Source organism: Streptomyces sp. NPDC052773, from assembly GCF_044547145.1.
Taxonomy (GTDB): Bacteria; Actinomycetota; Actinomycetes; order Streptomycetales; family Streptomycetaceae; genus Streptomyces.
This window is the reverse complement of record NZ_JBITZX010000013.1, coordinates 203516-221718: the sequence shown is the minus strand read 5'-3', so window position 1 is coordinate 221718 and position 18203 is coordinate 203516. Positions and strand designations below refer to the sequence as shown.

Annotated in this window: 13 protein-coding genes; 5 read left to right on the top strand and 8 right to left on the bottom strand. The window is 72.5% G+C overall.

The annotated features are described in order from the left end of the window. Positions 1 to 90 precede the first annotated feature (90 nt). Positions 91 to 2115, bottom strand: a complete 2025-nt coding sequence (locus ACIG0D_RS26855) for a M36 family metallopeptidase (RefSeq protein WP_399805696.1) — start codon at positions 2113 to 2115, stop codon at positions 91 to 93. A 55-nt stretch (positions 2116 to 2170) separates the two neighbouring features. Beyond that, positions 2171 to 4123 (bottom strand): M28 family metallopeptidase, encoded by a 1953-nt coding sequence (locus tag ACIG0D_RS26850; protein WP_399805694.1) that lies wholly within the window; start codon positions 4121 to 4123, stop codon positions 2171 to 2173. Positions 4124 to 4546: 423 nt separating this feature from the next. On the opposite strand from ACIG0D_RS26850, the gene ACIG0D_RS26845 reads away from it, so the two are divergent. Continuing rightward, positions 4547 to 4843 carry a hypothetical protein gene (locus tag ACIG0D_RS26845; RefSeq protein ID WP_399805692.1) on the top strand — a complete coding sequence of 99 codons (297 nt, stop codon included), beginning with the start codon at positions 4547 to 4549 and terminating at the stop codon, positions 4841 to 4843. Positions 4844 to 4889: 46 nt separating this feature from the next. Here the strand turns inward: ACIG0D_RS26845 and ACIG0D_RS26840 are convergent, their stop codons facing one another. Continuing rightward, positions 4890 to 6512, bottom strand: coding sequence for an ADP-ribosyltransferase domain-containing protein (locus ACIG0D_RS26840; RefSeq protein ID WP_399805690.1), 1623 nt, complete (start codon positions 6510 to 6512; stop codon positions 4890 to 4892). 110 nt (positions 6513 to 6622) lie between these two features. Between ACIG0D_RS26840 and ACIG0D_RS26835 the strand changes: the two genes are divergently transcribed. Further along, positions 6623 to 7300: a macro domain-containing protein gene (locus ACIG0D_RS26835; protein ID WP_399805688.1), complete on the top strand. Its 678-nt coding sequence runs from the start codon at positions 6623 to 6625 to the stop codon at positions 7298 to 7300. A 10-nt stretch (positions 7301 to 7310) separates the two neighbouring features. Here ACIG0D_RS26835 and ACIG0D_RS26830 read toward each other — a convergent pair whose 3' ends face one another. After that, positions 7311 to 8744, bottom strand: a complete 1434-nt coding sequence (locus tag ACIG0D_RS26830; RefSeq protein ID WP_399805719.1) for a PHB depolymerase family esterase — start codon at positions 8742 to 8744, stop codon at positions 7311 to 7313. Between the two features lie 231 nt (positions 8745 to 8975). On the opposite strand from ACIG0D_RS26830, the gene ACIG0D_RS26825 reads away from it, so the two are divergent. Further along, positions 8976 to 10460 carry a tannase/feruloyl esterase family alpha/beta hydrolase gene (locus ACIG0D_RS26825; protein WP_399805685.1) on the top strand — a complete coding sequence of 495 codons (1485 nt, stop codon included), beginning with the start codon at positions 8976 to 8978 and terminating at the stop codon, positions 10458 to 10460. Position 10461: 1 nt separating this feature from the next. Here ACIG0D_RS26825 and ACIG0D_RS26820 read toward each other — a convergent pair whose 3' ends face one another. The 4 genes from ACIG0D_RS26820 to ACIG0D_RS26805 form a co-directional block, all read right to left on the bottom strand. Further along, entirely contained in the window at positions 10462 to 11226 is a 765-nt protein-coding gene (locus tag ACIG0D_RS26820) for a class I SAM-dependent methyltransferase (protein ID WP_399805683.1), read from the bottom strand. Between the two features lie 99 nt (positions 11227 to 11325). Further along, complete coding sequence (locus tag ACIG0D_RS26815) at positions 11326 to 12543, bottom strand: aminotransferase class V-fold PLP-dependent enzyme (protein WP_399805681.1); 1218 nt, start codon at positions 12541 to 12543, stop codon at positions 11326 to 11328. Between the two features lie 5 nt (positions 12544 to 12548). Further along, positions 12549 to 13868, bottom strand: a complete 1320-nt coding sequence (locus tag ACIG0D_RS26810) for a pyridoxal-phosphate dependent enzyme (RefSeq protein ID WP_399805679.1) — start codon at positions 13866 to 13868, stop codon at positions 12549 to 12551. Continuing rightward, a complete protein-coding gene (locus ACIG0D_RS26805; RefSeq protein WP_399805677.1) occupies positions 13865 to 15346 on the bottom strand; it encodes a Y4yA family PLP-dependent enzyme in 1482 nt (493 codons plus the stop codon). The genes ACIG0D_RS26810 and ACIG0D_RS26805 overlap by 4 nt, the downstream gene beginning before the upstream one ends. Before the next feature lie 216 nt (positions 15347 to 15562). On the opposite strand from ACIG0D_RS26805, the gene ACIG0D_RS26800 reads away from it, so the two are divergent. Then, positions 15563 to 17623 (top strand): discoidin domain-containing protein, encoded by a 2061-nt coding sequence (locus ACIG0D_RS26800; protein WP_399805675.1) that lies wholly within the window; start codon positions 15563 to 15565, stop codon positions 17621 to 17623. A gap of 127 nt (positions 17624 to 17750) precedes the next feature. After that, entirely contained in the window at positions 17751 to 18188 is a 438-nt protein-coding gene (locus tag ACIG0D_RS26795; protein ID WP_399805673.1) for a Fur family transcriptional regulator, read from the top strand. The last annotated feature ends 15 nt before the right edge of the window (positions 18189 to 18203 follow it).

Here is an 18203-nt window from a genome sequence, read left to right as displayed (position 1 = left end):
GCACCCCCATCGCATCGACTCCCTCCTCCGCCTTGCGATGCACGGCACCAGACGCCGCTCGCTGATCCGGCCTGATCGACGAGACACCCCCTAGTCCTCGTGGCCGGGCGGCGGCATCCGCGTGCCCGCCCGGCAGCCGCTGAAGGACGCGGTCGGGGAGAACGCGTCGAAGCCCATGCCGAACTTCGCGAACGACTCCCACGCGGCCTGCCGGACCGCCTCATACTCGCCTTCGGAGAGGCGACTGCCCCGCAGTTCCCGCAGGGCGCGCAGGATCGCGTCGCGGGCGGTGAGGAAGCTCGGGTTCTTCGGGGTGAGTTTCAGACCGTCGACGACCGCCTGCCACGTCACCCGGTAGGCGCGCTCCTTGTCGCCCAGCGCGGCGGTGATCCGGCGGGTCATCTCCAGGAGCGTCGCGCACCAGATCTCGCCGACGTTGTGGATCTTCGTGTAGTCCAGGTCGTCCGCGAGTTCGCCGGGGCCCTTGCCGATGTCTCCGAAGCCGCCCGGGTACGACGCGTCGTAGGGCCGCTGGCGGATGCCGCCCGGGTCGTCGATCACCCAGTTGCCGACCACGACCCGTTCCGGCTCCTGCGAGCAGTTGCGGGTGGTGAGCGCGAAGAAGTCCGACCAGCCCTCGCCCATCGCGCGGGACTGACGCTCCCGCAGCCCCTCCGCGTCGTGCAGACCGCCCACGAGCCGGTTGGACACCCCGTGCACGAACTCGTGCACCACGACGTCTCCGTCGAGCGCCGTGTGCCGGCCGGTGGAGCGGACCAGGCCCATGTTCATCACCGCCGCCCGGCCGTCGGCCTGGGTGGCCATGTTGGCCGTGCCGAGGACCGGCTGCGGATGGGCGAAGGCCCGGACGGGGTCGGCGCCCGCGCCCTCCCCGGACACGTTCGTCGTCTGGAAGTTGCCGTGCTTCTCCGTGAAGCCGAGCGTCATGAAGAAGTCGTGCAGGTAGTTGCAGAAGAAGAAGATGTTGGTGACGAACTGCTCGGGCGAGTCGGGCGGCGGGTCGAACACGGCGTTGCCCTGCGGGTCCGTGGTGATCTCGAAGGTCCGCCCGCTGGCCCCGTCGACGGCCACCACGTTGTTGCCGACGGTCGCCACGTGCCCGTTCTGGAACCCCGTCCACGGCCCGGGGAACCCGGGGAGCGGGTCGGCGGGCACCTCGGTCGGATACTCGCTCAGCGGCAGCGGGAACGGCACCCGGTCGAAGCCGCTCTCGGCCGGATTGCGCCGGCAGACCCGCCCTTCGACGACGCGGTTCGCCACGTCCTGGAAGTACAGGATCTCCGGCGCGTTCTTGTCCCGCGCACGGCCGTCGGCCTCCACCAGCGCCTGGTACTGCACGGCGAGATGGGCCCGGGAGAAGGTGAACTCCCAGGCCAGCCGGACGTCGCCGCCCATGTAGAGGTACACCAGGCGGGCCGGGACGGCCTCGTCGAACGCTCCCTGGGTGAACGTCATCGGCTGGTCGTTGAGCGCGTGGTGCGTCAGCCGCTCGAAGCCGCCGGATATGTCCAGGGCGGGCAACTCGTCCTCGCCGAAGGGCCCTTCGAGCGTCCGGGGCGCCGCCGCCTTCGCCGCCGCGACGGCCAGCGCCGCCTCGACCGGCACCGCCGGGACGGCCGGGACGTTCACCGGCACGCTCACCGTGTCGCCGACCACCCGGTCCACCGTGCCGTCCTCCCGCAGCCACACCTTCGGCGCCATCCCCCACACCTCGATGCCGTTGTGCACCTGCTGGAGGCTGACCACCCGCATGCCCTCGCTGGTGGCGGTCACCCGGGGGTCGGCCACGAACTCGGCGGGCTCGTCGGACGCGAAGCCCATCACCTCCGCCACCGACGCCAGGTAACTCCTGGCCTGAGCCGTGTAGTCGGCCTCCGTGGTCCGCGCGCCCGGCTCCTCGGTGAGCCCGGGAGCGCCCTCCACCCTGAGTTCGGTGAGATGGCCGGTGAAGCGGTTCACCTTGCCGGGTTCGGCGACGAGGGTGTGGTCCACCTCGGCCGCCACCCGCTCGGTCGTGTCGAGGAACGCCTCCGCCCCGCCGACCGTCGCCAGCCGGTCGTAGTCCAGATCCCGTTTGTCGATCAGCTCGGTCATGGTGTGGTCCTCGTGCTCGGGTTGCGGATACGGGATCGAGACCGCCGGTCCCCGGTCACAGACCCGCGACCGTCAGCGCGGTCGCCGTGACACAGCGGGCGATCGTGGCCGCGAACTCCGCGTCGTGGTCCACGTCCGACAGCGTGTCGCCGGGCGTGTGGTACTGCCGGGTGCCGGTGCCGGGCGCCCCGTCGGGGGTCGAGAAGAGGTCCTCGGACACGGCGACGGCCGCCCACCCCCGCTCGTGGAAGCTCGCGTGGTCGCTGCGCCCGACCGCCGGATCGTCGGGGCCGGTGAGCTGCTGGACCGTGAACTCGGGGGCGATGGCCTCGGTGGTGTGCGCGACGAGGCCGCCGAGCGCGTCGGACGCGTGGACGACCGGGCCGGGCACCCGTGAGCCGGCGTGGATCTCCATCCTCGGCGCGCTGCCGTCCTGCAAGCCGGCGATCATGTCCATCTGGAAGACACCGACGATGGCCTCACCCCTCGCCGCGGCGGCGCGGGCGTAGAACTTGCTGCCGACGAGCCCCTGCTCCTCGGCGTTGAACAGGACGAAGCGCACGTTCCTCGTCGGTGTGCCCCCGTCGGCGACGAGCGCCCGCAGGCTCTCGGCCGCGGCCAGGACCGCCGCGGTGCCGCTGCCGTCGTCGTCCGCGCCCGGAGCGGGATCCGCCGCCGGGTCGTAGGGGCGTGGCTCGCCGTTCTCGTCGGTGAAGTCGCCGCTCGACGCGGTCGAATCGAGATGGGCCGTGACGAGGACGGTGGAGTCGGCGCCCTCGACGCGGTGCTCCGCCTCCACGTTGGACAAACGGTGCCCGTGCCAGGTGAACTCGTGCCGGCGGACGGCCAGGCCCAGACCGCGGAACCGGTCGGCGAGGGCGTCGACCACACGCTGGTTGTCGTCCGCGGCCGCGTCACGGCTGCGGACCCTCAGCTCCTCGCCGTCCACGAGCGGGCTCGCCCCGGAGATCCGCGCCACATGGGCCCGCAGGGCGTCCGGCGTCACGGCGGCGCTCACCGCGGCCATGACCCGCGGGGAGGGGCGGCCGTCGGCGAACCCCTCGGCCGGCCCTTCGGCGAGGTCCCGCGCCTGCGCCACCCCGGGGCGCGACAGCAGCGCCGGGTCGGGGAGCAGACGCTCGACGTGCCCGGGCTTCGCGCCCGGCGGGTGCAGGTCCTCGACCGGGACACCGGCCGGTGCGGCGATGTAGACGCCGCCCGGCGCGGCCCCCAGCGACACCGGCGGCGGTGCGTCCCCCGGCAGTCCGCCGGTGAGGAAGCCGTACGCCGCCGCCGCGCGCGCGGAGGCCTCGGCCGCCGCCCTCGACGCGTCCGAGGACCCGGCGAAGGACTCGGGGACCGAGACCGGCCGGTCGTCGCGGACCAGGAACGCCGCCGTGTCCTCCACCTGTTCGCGCACATCGGCTGTGAACCCGCCGCGCCGCAGGTCCTCGACGCCGAGCGAGGTCGCCATGGCCAGCACCAGCCCGGGGGAGGGGACGTGCACGGGAACGGCCTCCGTGCCGTCGACGGCCTCCGCCAGGTCGGCCAGGCTCCTGCCCTCCGGCACCCCGAGCCACGTCCAGAAGACGGGGCGGTCCTCGGCGGCGGCCCGCGCGAACACCGGATGCGCCGCCGTGCGCAGACCGGCCTGCCGGGCGAAGGCCCGCTCGTCGGCATCCTCCCCGACGAAGACACCGACCTCGTCCCCGGCCGCCCCGCCCGCGCTCGCCACCGCCTCGTCGAAGATCGCGCGGGAGGTCTTGGGCCCCCAGTGGAGGAGGCGGGTGTCCGTGAAGTGGTCGCCGAGGGCCGCGTCGAGGGCTGCCGCCGCCCGCGCTCGCGCCTCCTCGCCCGGGCCCGGGTCGGAGAGGATGCCCTTGCGTGCCCCCGAAAGGTCATGCAGTACGTCCGGGACACGAGGCCGGACCTGAAGGCGCAGGGAGCCGTCGGCCTCGACACTGACATCCGCCAACGTCGCCCCGATGTCGAAGAAGAACACGGTCATCTCGGCTCTCCGGTGATCGAAAGGTCGGACGGGCGCCGCGTGACGAGTCCCGGCGTGGCCGCCGGGGGCAGGGCGTTCGGCCCTGCGGGGCGCTGCGCGGACAAGGCAGAGCGGCCACGGCGGACATCCGCCGGCGCGCCGCTCTGCCCGCCTCGGGAGATCGGGGCATCCCACGGTCGCCGAATGGTGCCCGCTCATGGTCTGCTCGCCTTGCAGTGCTCTTTTCCCATCGTGCGCCCGAATCCGGACGCGTGCATCTCCCGAACGGCCCCCGGAATCGATGCAACTTCAACCACACCGTGGGGTGGTGGCGATCAGCTTCGGTGCCGCTTGCGGGCGCCCGCCACGGGGCCCGCGCTGGCCCGCGACCGCCACGGGCCGCCCGGCCGCTCACCCAACTCCGCTGTCTGGAAGACTGGTTGGGTGCCATCCTGGATAACTCCGCGCCGCCTGGGCGCCACCGCGGTGCTGTACGCCGTCTTCCTCGGCGGCTGGTATCTCGGCCAGCCGCTCCCCGGCGTCGGCTGCGACACACCCGACCCCGGCATCGCGATCGAGGAACCGCCGCTGATCGGCGAGCCCGCCGAGCTGACCGACGATCTCTCCCGGACCGCCGACGCGGTGTTCACCGTGAAGGTCGTCGACACCGCCGTGCTCGTCGACTGCGACGGCTCCTCCCACCCCCGACTCCTCGCCTGGCTGACCGGCGACTGGCGCTGAACCGCCTCCCGCAGCTCAGGACACCTGAGGCCCCGCCTCCCGCCGCTCAGGACACCAGGGGCTCCGCCTCCAGCTCGATCAGCCGCACGGTGCACAGCCCGCCGCGCTCGGTCCGCACGTCCGTCACCTTCAGCTGGGTGCCCGGCAGGAGCAGGAACTCCTCCTCGCCGGTGAACGCGGAGAAGCTGCGGATCCCCACGGCACGGGCCGGGACCACCTCGAACAGCGTCCGCTTGCCACGGCTGCCGAGGAACCCGCGCGCCACGCCCGGTTCGGACGTGCAGGAGGACACACCCCACCAGGTCACGGTCCGCCCGACCGGATACTGGGCCCGCAGATCGAGCGACACCCCGCGCCACAGCGGCTCGGTGCGCACGGGAAGCTCCGCCACCGCCGCGAACAGCAGCCGCAGATACGGCAGATACGGCACCACCCTGCTCCGGTCCGCGGAGCGCAGGACGGCGTTGATCTCCCGGTAGAACGCGGACTCGCAGGTGTACAGGTACAGCGCGGCGATGGCGTCGGCGGACAGACCGGCCCCGGTCGGTTCGTCCGCCCGCGCCTTGCCGAACTCGTACGACCGCTGGATGTGCCGGTCGAGCCCCGGCAGCAGCTTCGCGACCGGGGCGACGGCGTCGCGGAAGTCCATCAGCGGCGTGTCGAACACCCCGGTGATCGCCGGAAGGGCGAGCCCCTCGTCCTTGACGCTCGCCAGCCGCTCCAGATACAGCTGGTGCAGCTCCATCGTGGACGCGATGAACGCCCCCATGCGTTCGGCGACGTCACCGCCGCCCCCGCCGGTCTGTGCCGCCGACGTGTTCCACCCCGTGCTCGGCAGCCAGTCGACCGGCTCGGCGCCCAGCGACGCGAGCGCGTCGTTCACCACCCCGAAGTGGTCGCCGTCGCAGAAGATGTCGCCCTGCGCGGCGGGGTTGCAGTGGTCGATGTGCCGGACCTCGACGTCCGGGTACTTCTCCTGGAGCCGCAGCACGACCTTCTTCAGGTTGCGGGCGTGCGCCCCCCACCAGGCGAAGACGACACCGCGGTCCTCCTCGTCGGCGCCCTGCTTGGCCTTCAGGATCTCCTCGACGATCCGCTCGGCGACCGGACGCCAGAACGCGGTGTGCGGCTCCGCGCCGCCCCGCGGCCCGTCGCTGCTCGCGGTGAGCGCCGCGTTCAGCAGCAGCACGCCCTGCGTCAGCATCGCCTGGAACCACTCCGGCGGCCGGACGGTCTCCTGCTGCGCGAGCAGCGCCCGGATGTCGGCGATCGGCGTCTTCTTGGGTATGCCGTACTTCCACATCGCCGCCGCCTTGATGATGCAGCGGATGCTGACGACCCGGCCGAACTGGCTGTCCTTCCAGTCGTGGAAGGTGTTGTCGAACATGGCGATGCCGGTGGCGCTCTCGGGCCGCGGATACGGGTTCTGCCCGAAGACGACGACCTTCCACTTGTGCGGCGGATGGGGCTTGAGCGCCTGGAAGGTCAGCTCGCGGACCGGCACGACGTCCTGGCCGCGGCCCGGGCCGATGAACGCCGCCGCGTCCGGCTGCGCCTCGATGACCGGCTTGAGCAGCGGAAGCCACGGTTCGCCGCCGCCCTGGAACAGTTCGGTGAGGGCCAGCGGGTCGTTCGGGTCGGGCTGACCGGGGGTCTCGGCATCGATCATGGCCGGGAGGCTAACAGCGGGGTCTGACAGCACCGCTCCCAACGGCGTTGTCAGTGGGGGGCGGTAGCGTCCCGAGCAGTGGAAGTGCCCTATCCCGATGGGAGTGCGTCGTGACCGTGAACCGTGTGCAGCCGCCGCTGAGGGTCGTGCTGACCGACATCAACACGCAGGTGGTGGAGGCATGGCGGGCGGCGTTCGCCGACACCCCCGGGATCGAGATCCGCAGGGGCTCGATCCTCGACGAGAAGGTCGACGCCTGGGTGAGCCCCACCAACTCCCGGGGCCGGATGGACGGCGGCGTCGACGCGGCGATCAAGCGCCACCTCGGGGCGGGCATACAGCTGCGCGTGCAGCGCGCGATCCGGGACCGGTTCGCGGGGAGCCTCCCGGTGGGCAGCGCGGTCTGCGTCCCGTCGGGAGCCGTCACCCCCGAGTACCTGATCTCGACGCCCACGATGGAGACGTCCTCGCAGAACGTCAGCGAGACCCTGAACGTGGCGCTGGCGTGCGCCGCCGCGTTCCAGGCGATCCACCAGCAGAACGACGAGAAGCCCGGCAGCATCGAGTCCGTGGCGCTGGTCGGCATGGGCGCCCGAACCGGCCGGGTGCCCGCGCGGGTGTGCGCCAACCTGATGTGGACGGGCTACACACTGTTCAACGACTACTCCTTCGAGGACTACGACGAACTGCGCGCCACGATCGTCGCGCAGCTCGACGACATCGACAACGTGCCGCAGGAGCAGCGGGTGCGGGTCACGCCGCCCGCGCCCCGCGCCTCCCGCCGCTGACGCCGGCCGGTCAGCAGTCGGCGATCACGTAGTAGCCGGGCGAGGTCTGCTTCAGCGTGCTCGTGACGAAGGTGTTCCACAGACCCATGGGCTGGTCGGAGCCCTTGGCGTAGGTCTGGCCGCCGCTCGCGTAGGCCCGTCCGGCCACGGTGTGGTCGTAGTTGCTCGCCGTGTGGCAGGTGGGTGTGAAGCCGGTGGTGGTGGCGGTCACCGCGGCGGAGGCCGCGCCCGGGGCGCCCGCGGAGTCGACGGCGGCCACGGTGTAGCGGTACGTCGTGCCGGTGGCCAGAGCGCTGTCGGTGTGGCCGGTGGACGCGGTGCCGGCCACCTTCGTCCCGTCGCGGAAGACCTGGTACGAGGCCGCTCCGGCGACCGCGTTCCAGCGCAGGGTGACCGTGGAGTCGGTGGTGGCCGTGACGGTCAGCCCGGTGGGGGCGGGCAGCGCCCCGGTGCCGCCGTCGCCGCTGCCGCGGTCGAGCCCCCAGAAGCGGACGGTGTGATGGCTGGAGCAGATGGTGTCGAGGTAGTACGTGCCAGCCGTGCCGCACTGCTCGGGGCCGCTGCCCGGGTCGACCGCGAGCCCGTGTCCCATGCCGGCGATCGAGTACACCTCGACCACGGGGCGCCCGGAGGCGTCGGCGTAGACGCTCCGCGTGGTGGAGCCGGGCAGGCTCTCGGTGCGGGTCGGGGTCTGGCCGATGCCCCACACGTCGGTCCACTGGTCACGCAGTTCGGTCGCGTTGGCGGGCCGGACCGTGGTGTCGGCCGTGCCCTGCCAGATCGCCACGCGCGGCCACGAGGTGGTCCCGGCCGGAGCGGCGGCACGCACCAGGTCACCCCACTGGTCCGGGGTCCGGTCCGGCGGGCTGTACATGCAGGTGTACGCGGCGGTCACGTTGTCGGCGCAGCGGGCGGGCAGCCCGGCGGCAATGGCCCCGCCCGCGAAGACTTCGGGGTACGCGGCGAGCAGGTTCGCCGTCATGCCACCGCCCGCCGACAGGCCCGTGACGTAAACGCGCCGGGGGTCGCTGCCGTACAGGGCGACCGCCTTGTCGACCATCTGCCGGATCGACAGCGCCTCGCCCCGGCCGCGCGTGCTGTCACCCGGCTCGAACCAGTTGAAGCAGGAGTTGGCGTTGTTGGCGGCGCCGGTCTGGGGGAAGACCACCGCGAAACGGTGCCGGTCGGCGAGGGCCGGCCAGCCCGAGTGGCCGTAGTAGTCGCTCGCGCTCTGCGTGCAGCCGTGCAGCGCCACCACGAGCGGGGCGCCGGCGGGCAGGGCGTCGGGGACGTAGGCGTACATGGCGAGGTTGCCGGGATTGGTGCCGAAACCGGTGACCTGGGTCAGGCCCGCGGCGGAGGCGGGCGGACCCAGGGCCACCAGGCCGGCGGTGAGGGCCAGTGCGCCCGCCGCTGCGGCGAGCCGGCGGCGGACGCCGCCCATGAGGCGGCGGCCCTTCGTGGGGTGATGCGGCTGTCTCATGGCGACTGCCTCCCTGCTGCGATGCGATGCGATGGACGAGTGGGCGGCATCATCGGTGCGGCCCCAGCTCCAAGGCATAGGCTGCGCAACCAGGTTGAGCGAGCGACATATGTGCCGACCCTCCATGGTCACGCCCGCTCCGGGCGGCCTAACCTCCCGCGCATCCCAGGCACTCGATCCCGGAGGCACCCGATGCGTCTCGCCCGCGGCTCCACACCACGTTTCCGGCGACGGGGCGTACCGGCCGCCGCTCTCGCCGCCCTCGCTCTCTTCGCCTCCACGCCGACGACGATGGCCACCGCGGCGACGGTCACGACCGCTGCGACGACCAGGACCACGACAACGGCCACGTCCACGTCCGCCGACGGCACACGCCCCTGCCCACGCATGACCCACGTCCGCGTGCCGGGCGCCGAACACCAGAAGGCGGCCTGCCTCGAGGAGCTGACCACGGCCGGAACGGTCGCCTCCGGCCACACCGACCCCGCCGACTGGGCCGGCCTCACCCCGAAGAACCTCACGGTGCCGAGCGGCGTCCCGGGCATCCAGATCGACGGCTACTTCCCCGACACCTCTACCACCAACACCAACCACGGCTGGCACCACGACGCCCAGTTCGTGCTGCGCCTGCCGGACCGCTGGAACGGCGGCCTTGTCGTGGCCGGCACCCCGGGCAACCGCGAGCAGTACGCCAACGACCGGGCCATCGCCGACTGGGTCCTCTCCCGTGGCTACGCGTACGCCGCCACGGACAAGGGCAACACCGGCCTCGCCTTCCACCGGGACGGGAAGCGGCCGGGCGACGCCATCGCCGAGTGGAACCACCGGCTCACCCAGCTCACCCGGGCCGCCCGTGCGGCCGTCGCCCAGCGCTATCTGCGCCCGCCGGCCCGCACCCTGGTGACCGGCATGTCCAACGGCGGCTATCTGGTGCGCTGGCAGCTCGAGAACCATCCCGAGCTCTACGACGGGGGAGTGGACTGGGAGGGCACCCTCTGGCGCGCCGACGGACCCACCCTGCTGCACTTCCTGCCCGAGGCGCTGCGCGCCTACCCCGTGTACGCGGCGGACGGCCCGGACGCCGAGCGGGCGCGGGCCGCCCTGCACACCGCGGGCTTCCCGGCCGGCTCGGAGTTCCTGTGGCCGTACCACCACCAGGTCTACTGGGACCTGACGCAGCGCGTCTACCGCGAGGAGATCGACCCCGGCTACGACGGCCCGACGGAGGCCGGAACGCCGTACTGCGCGCCGGGCACCCCGGCCTGCGACGCCGACTACGACTACGCGGCGCGCCCCGACGAGGTCCGCCGCGCCGTGGAGCGGATCGCGCTCACCGGGCGGATCGGCAAGCCGCTGATCACCCTGCACGGCACCCTCGACGTGCTCCTCCCGATCGGCCGGGACTCGGACGTCTACGCCCGTATGGTCGACGACGCCGGGCGCGGCGGGCTGCACCGCTACTACCGGATCGAGGGCGGCACCCACACCGACAGCCTCGTCGACGCCTTCCCGGACCGGCTGCGCCCGCTCACCCCCTGCCACCGCTCGGCGTTCACCGCGCTGGAGGACTGGCTCGCCGCGGGGCACCGGCCACCCGCCTCCGGGACGGTCGCCCGGCCCGCCGGGGCGGACGCCGCGGACCTGCTGACCGCGTGCCCGCTGTCCGGGCGGCCCTGAGTCAGCGGATCGCGACGACCACGTGGCTGTCGCCGTACTGCCAGACCGCGCCCGCCTGCCGGAACCCCGCCTGCCGCAGCAGCCGGACGTGCGCGGCGAGGGAGAGGGGGGCGGGTTCGGGGGTGCCGGGGGAGGGTTCGCGGCTGCGGCGTTCGGCGAGGAGGTCGGTCAGTTCGGGGTCCTCGGCGACCGCCGTCCACCAGGACGTCCAGTCCTCCTGAGGCCAGGCCCGCTGCCGCTCGGCGTGCCGGCTGCCCACCGCGTCGGAGATCTCCGCGAGCCCGGGGTCGTCGTGCGGCAGGTGGTCGCCGTTGACGAGGACCCCGCCGGGCCGCAGGAGTTCGGCGAGCCGCCGGTAGGTGCGCCGCAACGCGTCCGGGGTCAGGTAGTGCAGGGCGGTCGTGGACACGGCCGCGTCCAGCGGGCGGTCGAGCGCCAGGGCCTCGGTCCAGCCCGGTGCGTCGATCTCCGCGTCGACGTACCGGGCGGCGTCCGGGTGGTGGGTCCGGGCCAGCTCCAGCAGCAGCGGGTCCCGGTCGACGCCGACGATCTCGGCGGACGGCAGCCGGCGGGCCAGCCGGGCGGCGAGCGAGCCGGGGCCGCACCCGAGGTCGACGACGAGCGGGCGGCCCGGGCGTCCGGCGGTGACGTGCTCGACGACGTCGGCGATGACGGTGAAGCGCTCTTCGCGGTCGATGGCGTACCGCTGCTGCTGGCGCTCCCAGCGCTCCACCCATCGTTCCGCCGTCGCCAGGCTCAGTCCCATGGGGTCGTGCCACCTCACCGTCTCGCACCCGATGTCCCGTTCGTACCTCGAGTCTACAGATGAAAACGGTTCCCATTACGCGTTCGAGTGCGGCATCACTCACTCCAGTGACGCCAGGACGGACAGCAGCCGGTCGATCTCCGCCACCTCGTTGTAGACATGCAGACTCACCCGGACGGAGCCGGTGCGCTCGCCCGCGTCGCCCTGGCAGTGCTGGTCGGAGCGGACCATGAAGCCGTGGCTGAAGAGGATGAACCCGAGGTCGCCGGAGTCGACGGCGCGGTGCCGGAAGGTGACGATCCCGCGGCGCTGCTGGACGGGTGAGTCGGCGGCGAGACTGGTCTGGCAGCCGAGGATCTCGTAGGAGTCCAGCCGGCGCAGCCCGTCGGTGAGCCGGGCCGCGAGCGCCACCGTCCACTGTTCGATCCGGTCGACACCGGCGCCGTCCAGCCAGTCCAGGGCCGCGGTCAGGGAGGCGATGCCCACGGTGTTGGGCGTGCCGGACCAGCCGCCCGGGGTGAACACCGGCCCGCGCGCCTGACGCGCCCACACGGCGCCCGTCCCCGGCAGGGCCATCGCCTTGTGCCCGGAGAAGACGACGAAGTCGACGTCCAGACCGGCCACCGACACCGGCACGTGCCCGACGCTCTGGGCGGCGTCCAGACAGATGACCGCCTCCGGACCGACCGCCTCGCGGATCCGGTGGACGTTCATGTCGCCGCCGTACACGTGGTGGACATGGGTGACGGCGACGAACCGGGTGCGCGGGCCCGCCAGTCCGGCGAGCGCCGTGTGGTCGTAGTCGCCGGAGACCGCCTGGTACGGCATCGGCCGGACCTCGACGCGCACCCCCTGGCGGGCCAGCAGCCGCTGGGCCTCCAGCCAGGGCTCGATGTTCGCCTGGTGGTCGGCGACGGGGACGACGATCTCGTCGCCGTCGGAGAGGAACGAGGGCAGCCAGTCGCGGGCGAGGGTGCGCAGCCCCTCGGTGGTGCCGCTGGTGAAGTGCACGGCCGAGCGCTCCGGGGCGGGGTCGTCGAGGAACCGCTTGACCCGCTCGCGGGCCTCCTCGATCAGCGCGGTGCTGCGGTTGGCCCAGGGGTAGGTGCCGCGTCCGGCGTTGGCGTTGGTGGTGGTGAGGTAGGTCAGCGCCGTATCGAGCACAGCCCGCGGTTTCTGGGCGGTGGCCGCGCTGTCCAGATAGGCGAGATCGGGGTGGGCGGTGACGATGGGGAACTGGTCGCGCAACGCCCGCTGCCAGTCCCGCAGTTCGGTGAGCACGGCGGTGCCCTGGGCGCGGATCCCGGATGTGGTCATGGTGGTCAGTCCCGTACCAGGGGCGCGCCCGCGTCCCGCCACGCGATGATCCCGCCGGCCAGGCTGCGCACGTCGGGGTGGCCCATCCGGGTCAGCAGCGCCGCGTAGCGCGCGGACTTCTCGCCCACCGGACACGCCAGCAGCACCGGGCGGCTGCGGCTGAACGGCAGCCCGCCGCGCAGCAGTTCCTCGAAGACCTCGTCGACGATGTTGACCGAGCCGTCGATGTGCAGCGCGGCGTACGCGAACGGGCTGCGCAGGTCGACCACGAGCGGCCGGCCGGTGTCGATCCAGGCGCGGGCCTCGGCGACGCCGAGGGACGGGGCCGTGCGCACCTCGTCCTCGGTCAGGTCGGCCGGCGCGTTGGTGCGCACCGGGCGACCGAACAGGTCGGGGCGCCGCTTGCGGACGTAGCTCAGATAGCTCTCCACCCGGTCGCAGACGATGAACACCGCCGACTGACGCTCCGTCAGATCGGCGTCGGCGGCGCGCAGCCGGCGCACCGCTCCGAAGTAGGCTGCTCCGCCGGTCGGGCCGGCCAGGATGCCGCAGCGGCGGTTGAGGGTGAGCATGCCCTCGATCGCCTCGTCTGAGGTGACGGACTCGATCGAGTCGTAGGTGGCGGGGTCGAACAGGCCCACCTCGTGGGCCTCGTCGAGGGTGCGGATGCCGGGGATGAAGTCGGACTTGGCCGCCACCAGCCCGAGGACCCGCACGGCGGGGTCGTTCTCCCGCAGCACCCGGGCGACCCCCGTCGAGGATCCGGCGGTGCCCACGCAGGCGACGAACCAGTCCGGGGCGCGGCCGTCGAGATCCTTGACGATCTCCGGGCCGGTGCCGGTCAGATGCGCCTCGGTGTTGCGCGGGTTGAAGTACTGGTCGGTGTGCAGATACGCGCTGCCCTGCTCCGAGATCGTCCGGTGGAACAGGGTCAGCGGATCGTCGGTGGCGGTCGGGTCCAGGCACTCGCTCTGGCCCGGCAGCTCCTCGATCTCCGCGCCGAGCAACAGCAGCAGATCCTTGATCTCGGGTATCCGCATCCGGTTGGTGACGCTCTTGAAGGTCAGGCCGTGCATGCCGGCGAGCACGGCCAGCGCCTTCGCCGTGTTCCCGCTGGACAGCTCCACGACCTGGCTGCCCCGCGCCGCGGCGGAGTCCAGGTGCGGGCGCGCCATGTTCCACGCGGCCCGGTCCTTGACCGAGCCGAACGGGTTGAGCAGCTCCAGCTTGGCGTACAGGTCGATGTGGCGCAGGCCGTGCACGGCCGGGTCGATGCGCACCAACGGGGTGTTGCCGATGGCCTCGGTGATGCTGTCGTACCTCACTGTGCTCCCCCCACGGAGGTGGTCGGCCAGTACTGATCGTCCAGGCACCAGTGCCACGCGCCGTCCCCCTGCCAGGCGGCGACCTTGCGGGCGACGGGCTGCCGCTGGGCCAGGGTGGCGTGAAAGTCCATGCAGTAGCCGGCGGTGTTCACGAACGCCATCAGGTCACCCGGCTCGGGCCGGCGCGGCAGGAAGACCGTGCGGCGGGTGATCAGGTCCGACTCCAGGCAGAGGCTGCCGAAGAGATGGACGGCGACCGGGGCTTCGCCCGTTTTGGACCGGGCCGGAGCCCGGCCGACGCGGGGGACGACGACGGGGTCCAGCAGGACCCCGTGCTCCTCCAGCCCCACATCACCCGCGTTCGCCGCGAGCCGTACCAGCAGCTCGCCCCCGGACTCCGGCTCGCGCACCTCCAGCACCTTCACCAGGGTCAGCCCGCACTGATCCAGCAGGGCTCGCCCGGGCTCGGTGTAGAGGTCGTACAGATGCTCCACCAGCAGCGCGCCCAGCGGCCGGCCGCCCAGGGACGGGGCGAGGTGCGCCAGCAGTTCGTCGAGGTAGCGCGCCCCGGCGACCGGCCGGTGGGCGGGGTAGAGCCCGAGCGCGCCGCGCAGGGTGCCGCCCTCGTTGCGCAGCCCGTAGCCGTGTCCGCCCCAGGTCAGCGGCGGCCGGATGCCGAGGACGGCGTCGGTGAGCGCGCTGGTGTACCGCTGCCACTGCTCGCCGTCGGCCAGATAGTCGAGCCCGAACCCGCCGCCCACGTCGACGACTTGGGGACGCAGCCCCCGGTCACGGCACTCCTCCAGGACCCGCAGGCAGCCCTCCAGCGCGGTCGCCTTCTCGTCGAGGCTGGTGGTGTCCAGGTGATAGGCCACGCCCACCGGCTCCACCGCGTCCCGGTGCACCTCGACCGCCTCCAGCAGCGACTTCACCGCCTGCGCGGGCGTACCGAACCGGCTGCGCCGGCTCAGCACCCGGACGCCGGACGCCTCGAACCCCGACAGCCGCAGCAGAATCCGCACCCGGGGCAGTGTGAACCGGCGGACCAGCGCCGCCAGTTGCTCCAGCTCGGCGCGGCCGTCGACGCTGACGGTGACGCAGGTGCGGGCGGCCAGCCACAGGAACTCGGGGTTCTTGGGCCCGGTGGCCGTGATGCGGTCGGGGGTGAAGCCGGCGCCGAGCGCGTGCTGCAGCTCGCCCAGCGACGCGACGTCCACCCCGGCGTCCGTGGCGGCCAGCCGGCGCAGCAGGGCGCTGGAGCGGTTGGCCTTGTGCGCGAAGAACACCTGGCCCGACAGATGGTGTCGGGCATAGACGGAGCGGAACTGCTCGACGTTGTCCGCGATCTGATCGGGGATCACCACGTTCAGCGGCGAACCGAGCGCGTCGGTGAGTGAGTGCAGGAGCCGTGGGGACTCCAGTAACGAGCCGAGACGTGACCCCAGCCGTGGTTCGAGATACAAGGGTTGCCCGCCCATGCCCGCCCCTCCACCCGCACGTCAGACCCGGCGCCCCGGGCACGCCCGACCGTGCCCGCCCCTTCCCGAGCTTCGCCGTATACCCCCCTATCCATTCTCTGGTCGCTTTACGCCCGGTTGGGATCGTCCTTCGGTCGATCTTCTTGACTCCCGGGGTGCCGGTCGGGATGCTCGACGGACACTGTTGGCGCGGACATGGCAAGCAGGGGAGTGGGTATGGCTCCACGCTCGTACCGCACGCGGAAGAACGTCACCGTCGTCACGCTGCTGCTCGTGGTCCTGTCCCTGGCCCTCGGCCCCACGCCCAGCTCCGCCGCCGGCGACGACTGGTGGAACCCGGTCGCGCGCCCCGCCCCCGACTCGCGCATCGGCGTCACCGGCGAGCCGTTCACCGGCACCGACGCCCACGGCCGGGTGCGCGGATTCGTCGACGCCCACAACCACCTGTTCTCCAACGAGGCGTTCGGCGGCCGGCTCATCTGCGGCAAGCCCTTCTCCGAGGCGGGCATCGCCGACGCCCTGAAGGACTGCCCCGAGCACTACCCCGACGGCTCGCTCGCGATCTTCGACTTCATCACCAACGGCGGCGACGGCCGGCACGACCCCGTCGGCTGGCCCACCTTCGAGGACTGGCCCGCCCACGACTCGCTCACCCACCAGCAGAACTACTACGCCTGGGTCGAACGGGCCTGGCGCGGCGGCCAGCGCGTGCTCGTCAACGACCTCGTCACCAATGGCGTGATCTGCTCGGTCTACTTCTTCAAGGACCGCTCCTGCGACGAGATGACGTCCATCCGGCTCCAGGCGAAGCTGACGTACGACCTCCAGGCGTACATCGACCGTATGTACGGCGGCCCCGGAAAGGGCTGGTTCCGGATCGTCACCGACAGCGCGCAGGCCCGCCGGGTCATCGAGCAGGGCAAGCTGGCCGTGATCCTCGGCGTGGAGACCTCCGAGCCGTTCGGCTGCAAGCAGGTCCTCGACGTGCCGCAGTGCGACAAGGAGGACATCGACAAAGGCCTGGACGAGCTGTACGCGCTGGGCGTGCGCAGCATGTTCCTGTGCCACAAGTTCGACAACGCGCTGTGCGGGGTCCGCTTCGACTCGGGCGCGCTCGGCACCGCCATCAACGTCGGGCAGTTCCTGTCCACCGGCACCTTCTGGAAGACCGAGAAGTGCACCGGCCCGCAGGCCGACAACCCCATCGGCCTCGCCGCGGCCCCCGAGGCCGAGAAACGGCTGCCGGCGGGCGTGAGCGTCCCGTCGTACGACACGGACGCCCGGTGCAACGTCCGCGGGCTCACCCCGCTCGGCGAGTACGCCGTGCGCGGCATGATGCAGCGCAAGATGATGCTCGAGATCGACCACATGAGCGTCAAGGCCACCGGCCGGGTGCTCGACATCTTCGAGGCCGAGTCCTACCCGGGCGTGCTCTCCTCGCACAGCTGGATGGACCTGAACTGGACCGAGCGCGTCTACCGCCTCGGCGGCTTCGTCGCCCAGTACATGCACGGCTCCGAGCACTTCACCGCGGAGGCGAGGCGCACCGACGCGCTGCGCGAGAAGTACGGCGTCGGATACGGCTACGGCACCGACATGAACGGCGTCGGCGGCTGGCCCGCCCCGCGCGGCGCGGACACCGGCAACCCGGTCCGCTACCCCTTCCGCAGCGCCGACGGCGGCTCCCTCCTCGACCGCCAGACCACCGGCGAGCGCACCTGGGACCTCAACACCGACGGCGCCGCCCACTACGGCCTCGTCCCCGACTGGATCGAGGACATCCGGCTGGTCGGCGGGCAGGACGTGGTGGACGACCTGTTCCGCGGCGCCGAGTCCTACCTCGGCACCTGGGGCGCGACCGAGGGGCACCGGGCGGAGACGAACCTCGCCCGCGGCGCCACCGCCACCGCGAGCTCCACCGAGTGGTGGAACCCCTTCACGAGCTTCGCGCCGGGCCGGGCCGTCGACGGCGAGCGCGACACCCGGTGGGCGAGCGAGTGGAGCGACGACCAGTGGCTGCGCCTCGACCTGGGCGCCACCCACCTCGTCGGCCGCGTCACCCTCGACTGGGAACGCGCCTACGGGAAGGCCTACCGCGTCGACCTCTCCACCGACGGTGAGACCTGGCGGACCGCCTGGTCCACCACCGCCGGCGACGGCGGACTGGACACCGCGCGCTTCACCCCGACGCCCGCCCGGTACGTCCGCGTCCAGGGCCTGGAGCGCGGCACCGGCTGGGGATACTCCCTCCACGAGGCCGGCGTCCACAGCGGCTGACGGCCGCGGTCCCGCCGGCCTCAAGACCCTGGCCACCCGCTGGTCACACAGGTCACCTCGCACGGCCATCGAACTGGAACGGTTCGTTTTCTTTAATTGTTCGTGTTTAGCGGGTAGCTTGACCCCCGTGACCGCATCCGGGACCCCGACGACCGCCGACGAGCTGCGAGGCGCAGGCCTGCGGGTGACGGCCGCCCGCGTCGCGCTGCTCGACACCGTGCGGGCCGGCGACCACCTGGACGTCGAGGCGATCGCCGCCGGTGTGCGCGAACGCGTGGGCCACATCTCGCTCCCGGCCGTGTACGAGGCGCTGCACGCGCTCGCCGCGGCGGGACTCATACGCCGCATCGAACCGCCGGGCAGCCCCACCCGCTACGAGGGCCGCGTCGGCGACAACCACCACCACCTCGTGTGCCGCTCGTGCGGCGTCGTCGCCGACGTCGACTGCGCGGTCGGCCACGCCCCCTGTCTCACCGCGTCCGACGACCGCGGCTTCGCCGTCGACGAGGCCGAGGTCATCTACTGGGGTCTGTGCCCCGGCTGTTCCACCACCAGCAGTTCCTGAGCACCGTGATCCACT

Bases quoted from the DNA above. Each gene is read 5' to 3' on its own strand.
- ACIG0D_RS26855 (WP_399805696.1), bottom strand. From the start codon at position 2,115: ATGACCGAGCTGATCGACAAACGGGATCTGGACTACGACCGGCTGGCG.
- ACIG0D_RS26850 (WP_399805694.1), bottom strand. From the start codon at position 4,123: ATGACCGTGTTCTTCTTCGACATCGGGGCGACGTTGGCGGATGTCAGT.
- ACIG0D_RS26840 (WP_399805690.1), bottom strand. From the start codon at position 6,512: ATGATCGATGCCGAGACCCCCGGTCAGCCCGACCCGAACGACCCGCTG.
- ACIG0D_RS26830 (WP_399805719.1), bottom strand. From the start codon at position 8,744: ATGGGCGGCGTCCGCCGCCGGCTCGCCGCAGCGGCGGGCGCACTGGCC.
- ACIG0D_RS26825 (WP_399805685.1), top strand. From the start codon at position 8,976: ATGCGTCTCGCCCGCGGCTCCACACCACGTTTCCGGCGACGGGGCGTA.
- ACIG0D_RS26820 (WP_399805683.1), bottom strand. From the start codon at position 11,226: ATGGGACTGAGCCTGGCGACGGCGGAACGATGGGTGGAGCGCTGGGAG.
- ACIG0D_RS26815 (WP_399805681.1), bottom strand. From the start codon at position 12,543: ATGACCACATCCGGGATCCGCGCCCAGGGCACCGCCGTGCTCACCGAA.
- ACIG0D_RS26805 (WP_399805677.1), bottom strand. From the start codon at position 15,346: ATGGGCGGGCAACCCTTGTATCTCGAACCACGGCTGGGGTCACGTCTC.
- ACIG0D_RS26800 (WP_399805675.1), top strand. From the start codon at position 15,563: ATGGCTCCACGCTCGTACCGCACGCGGAAGAACGTCACCGTCGTCACG.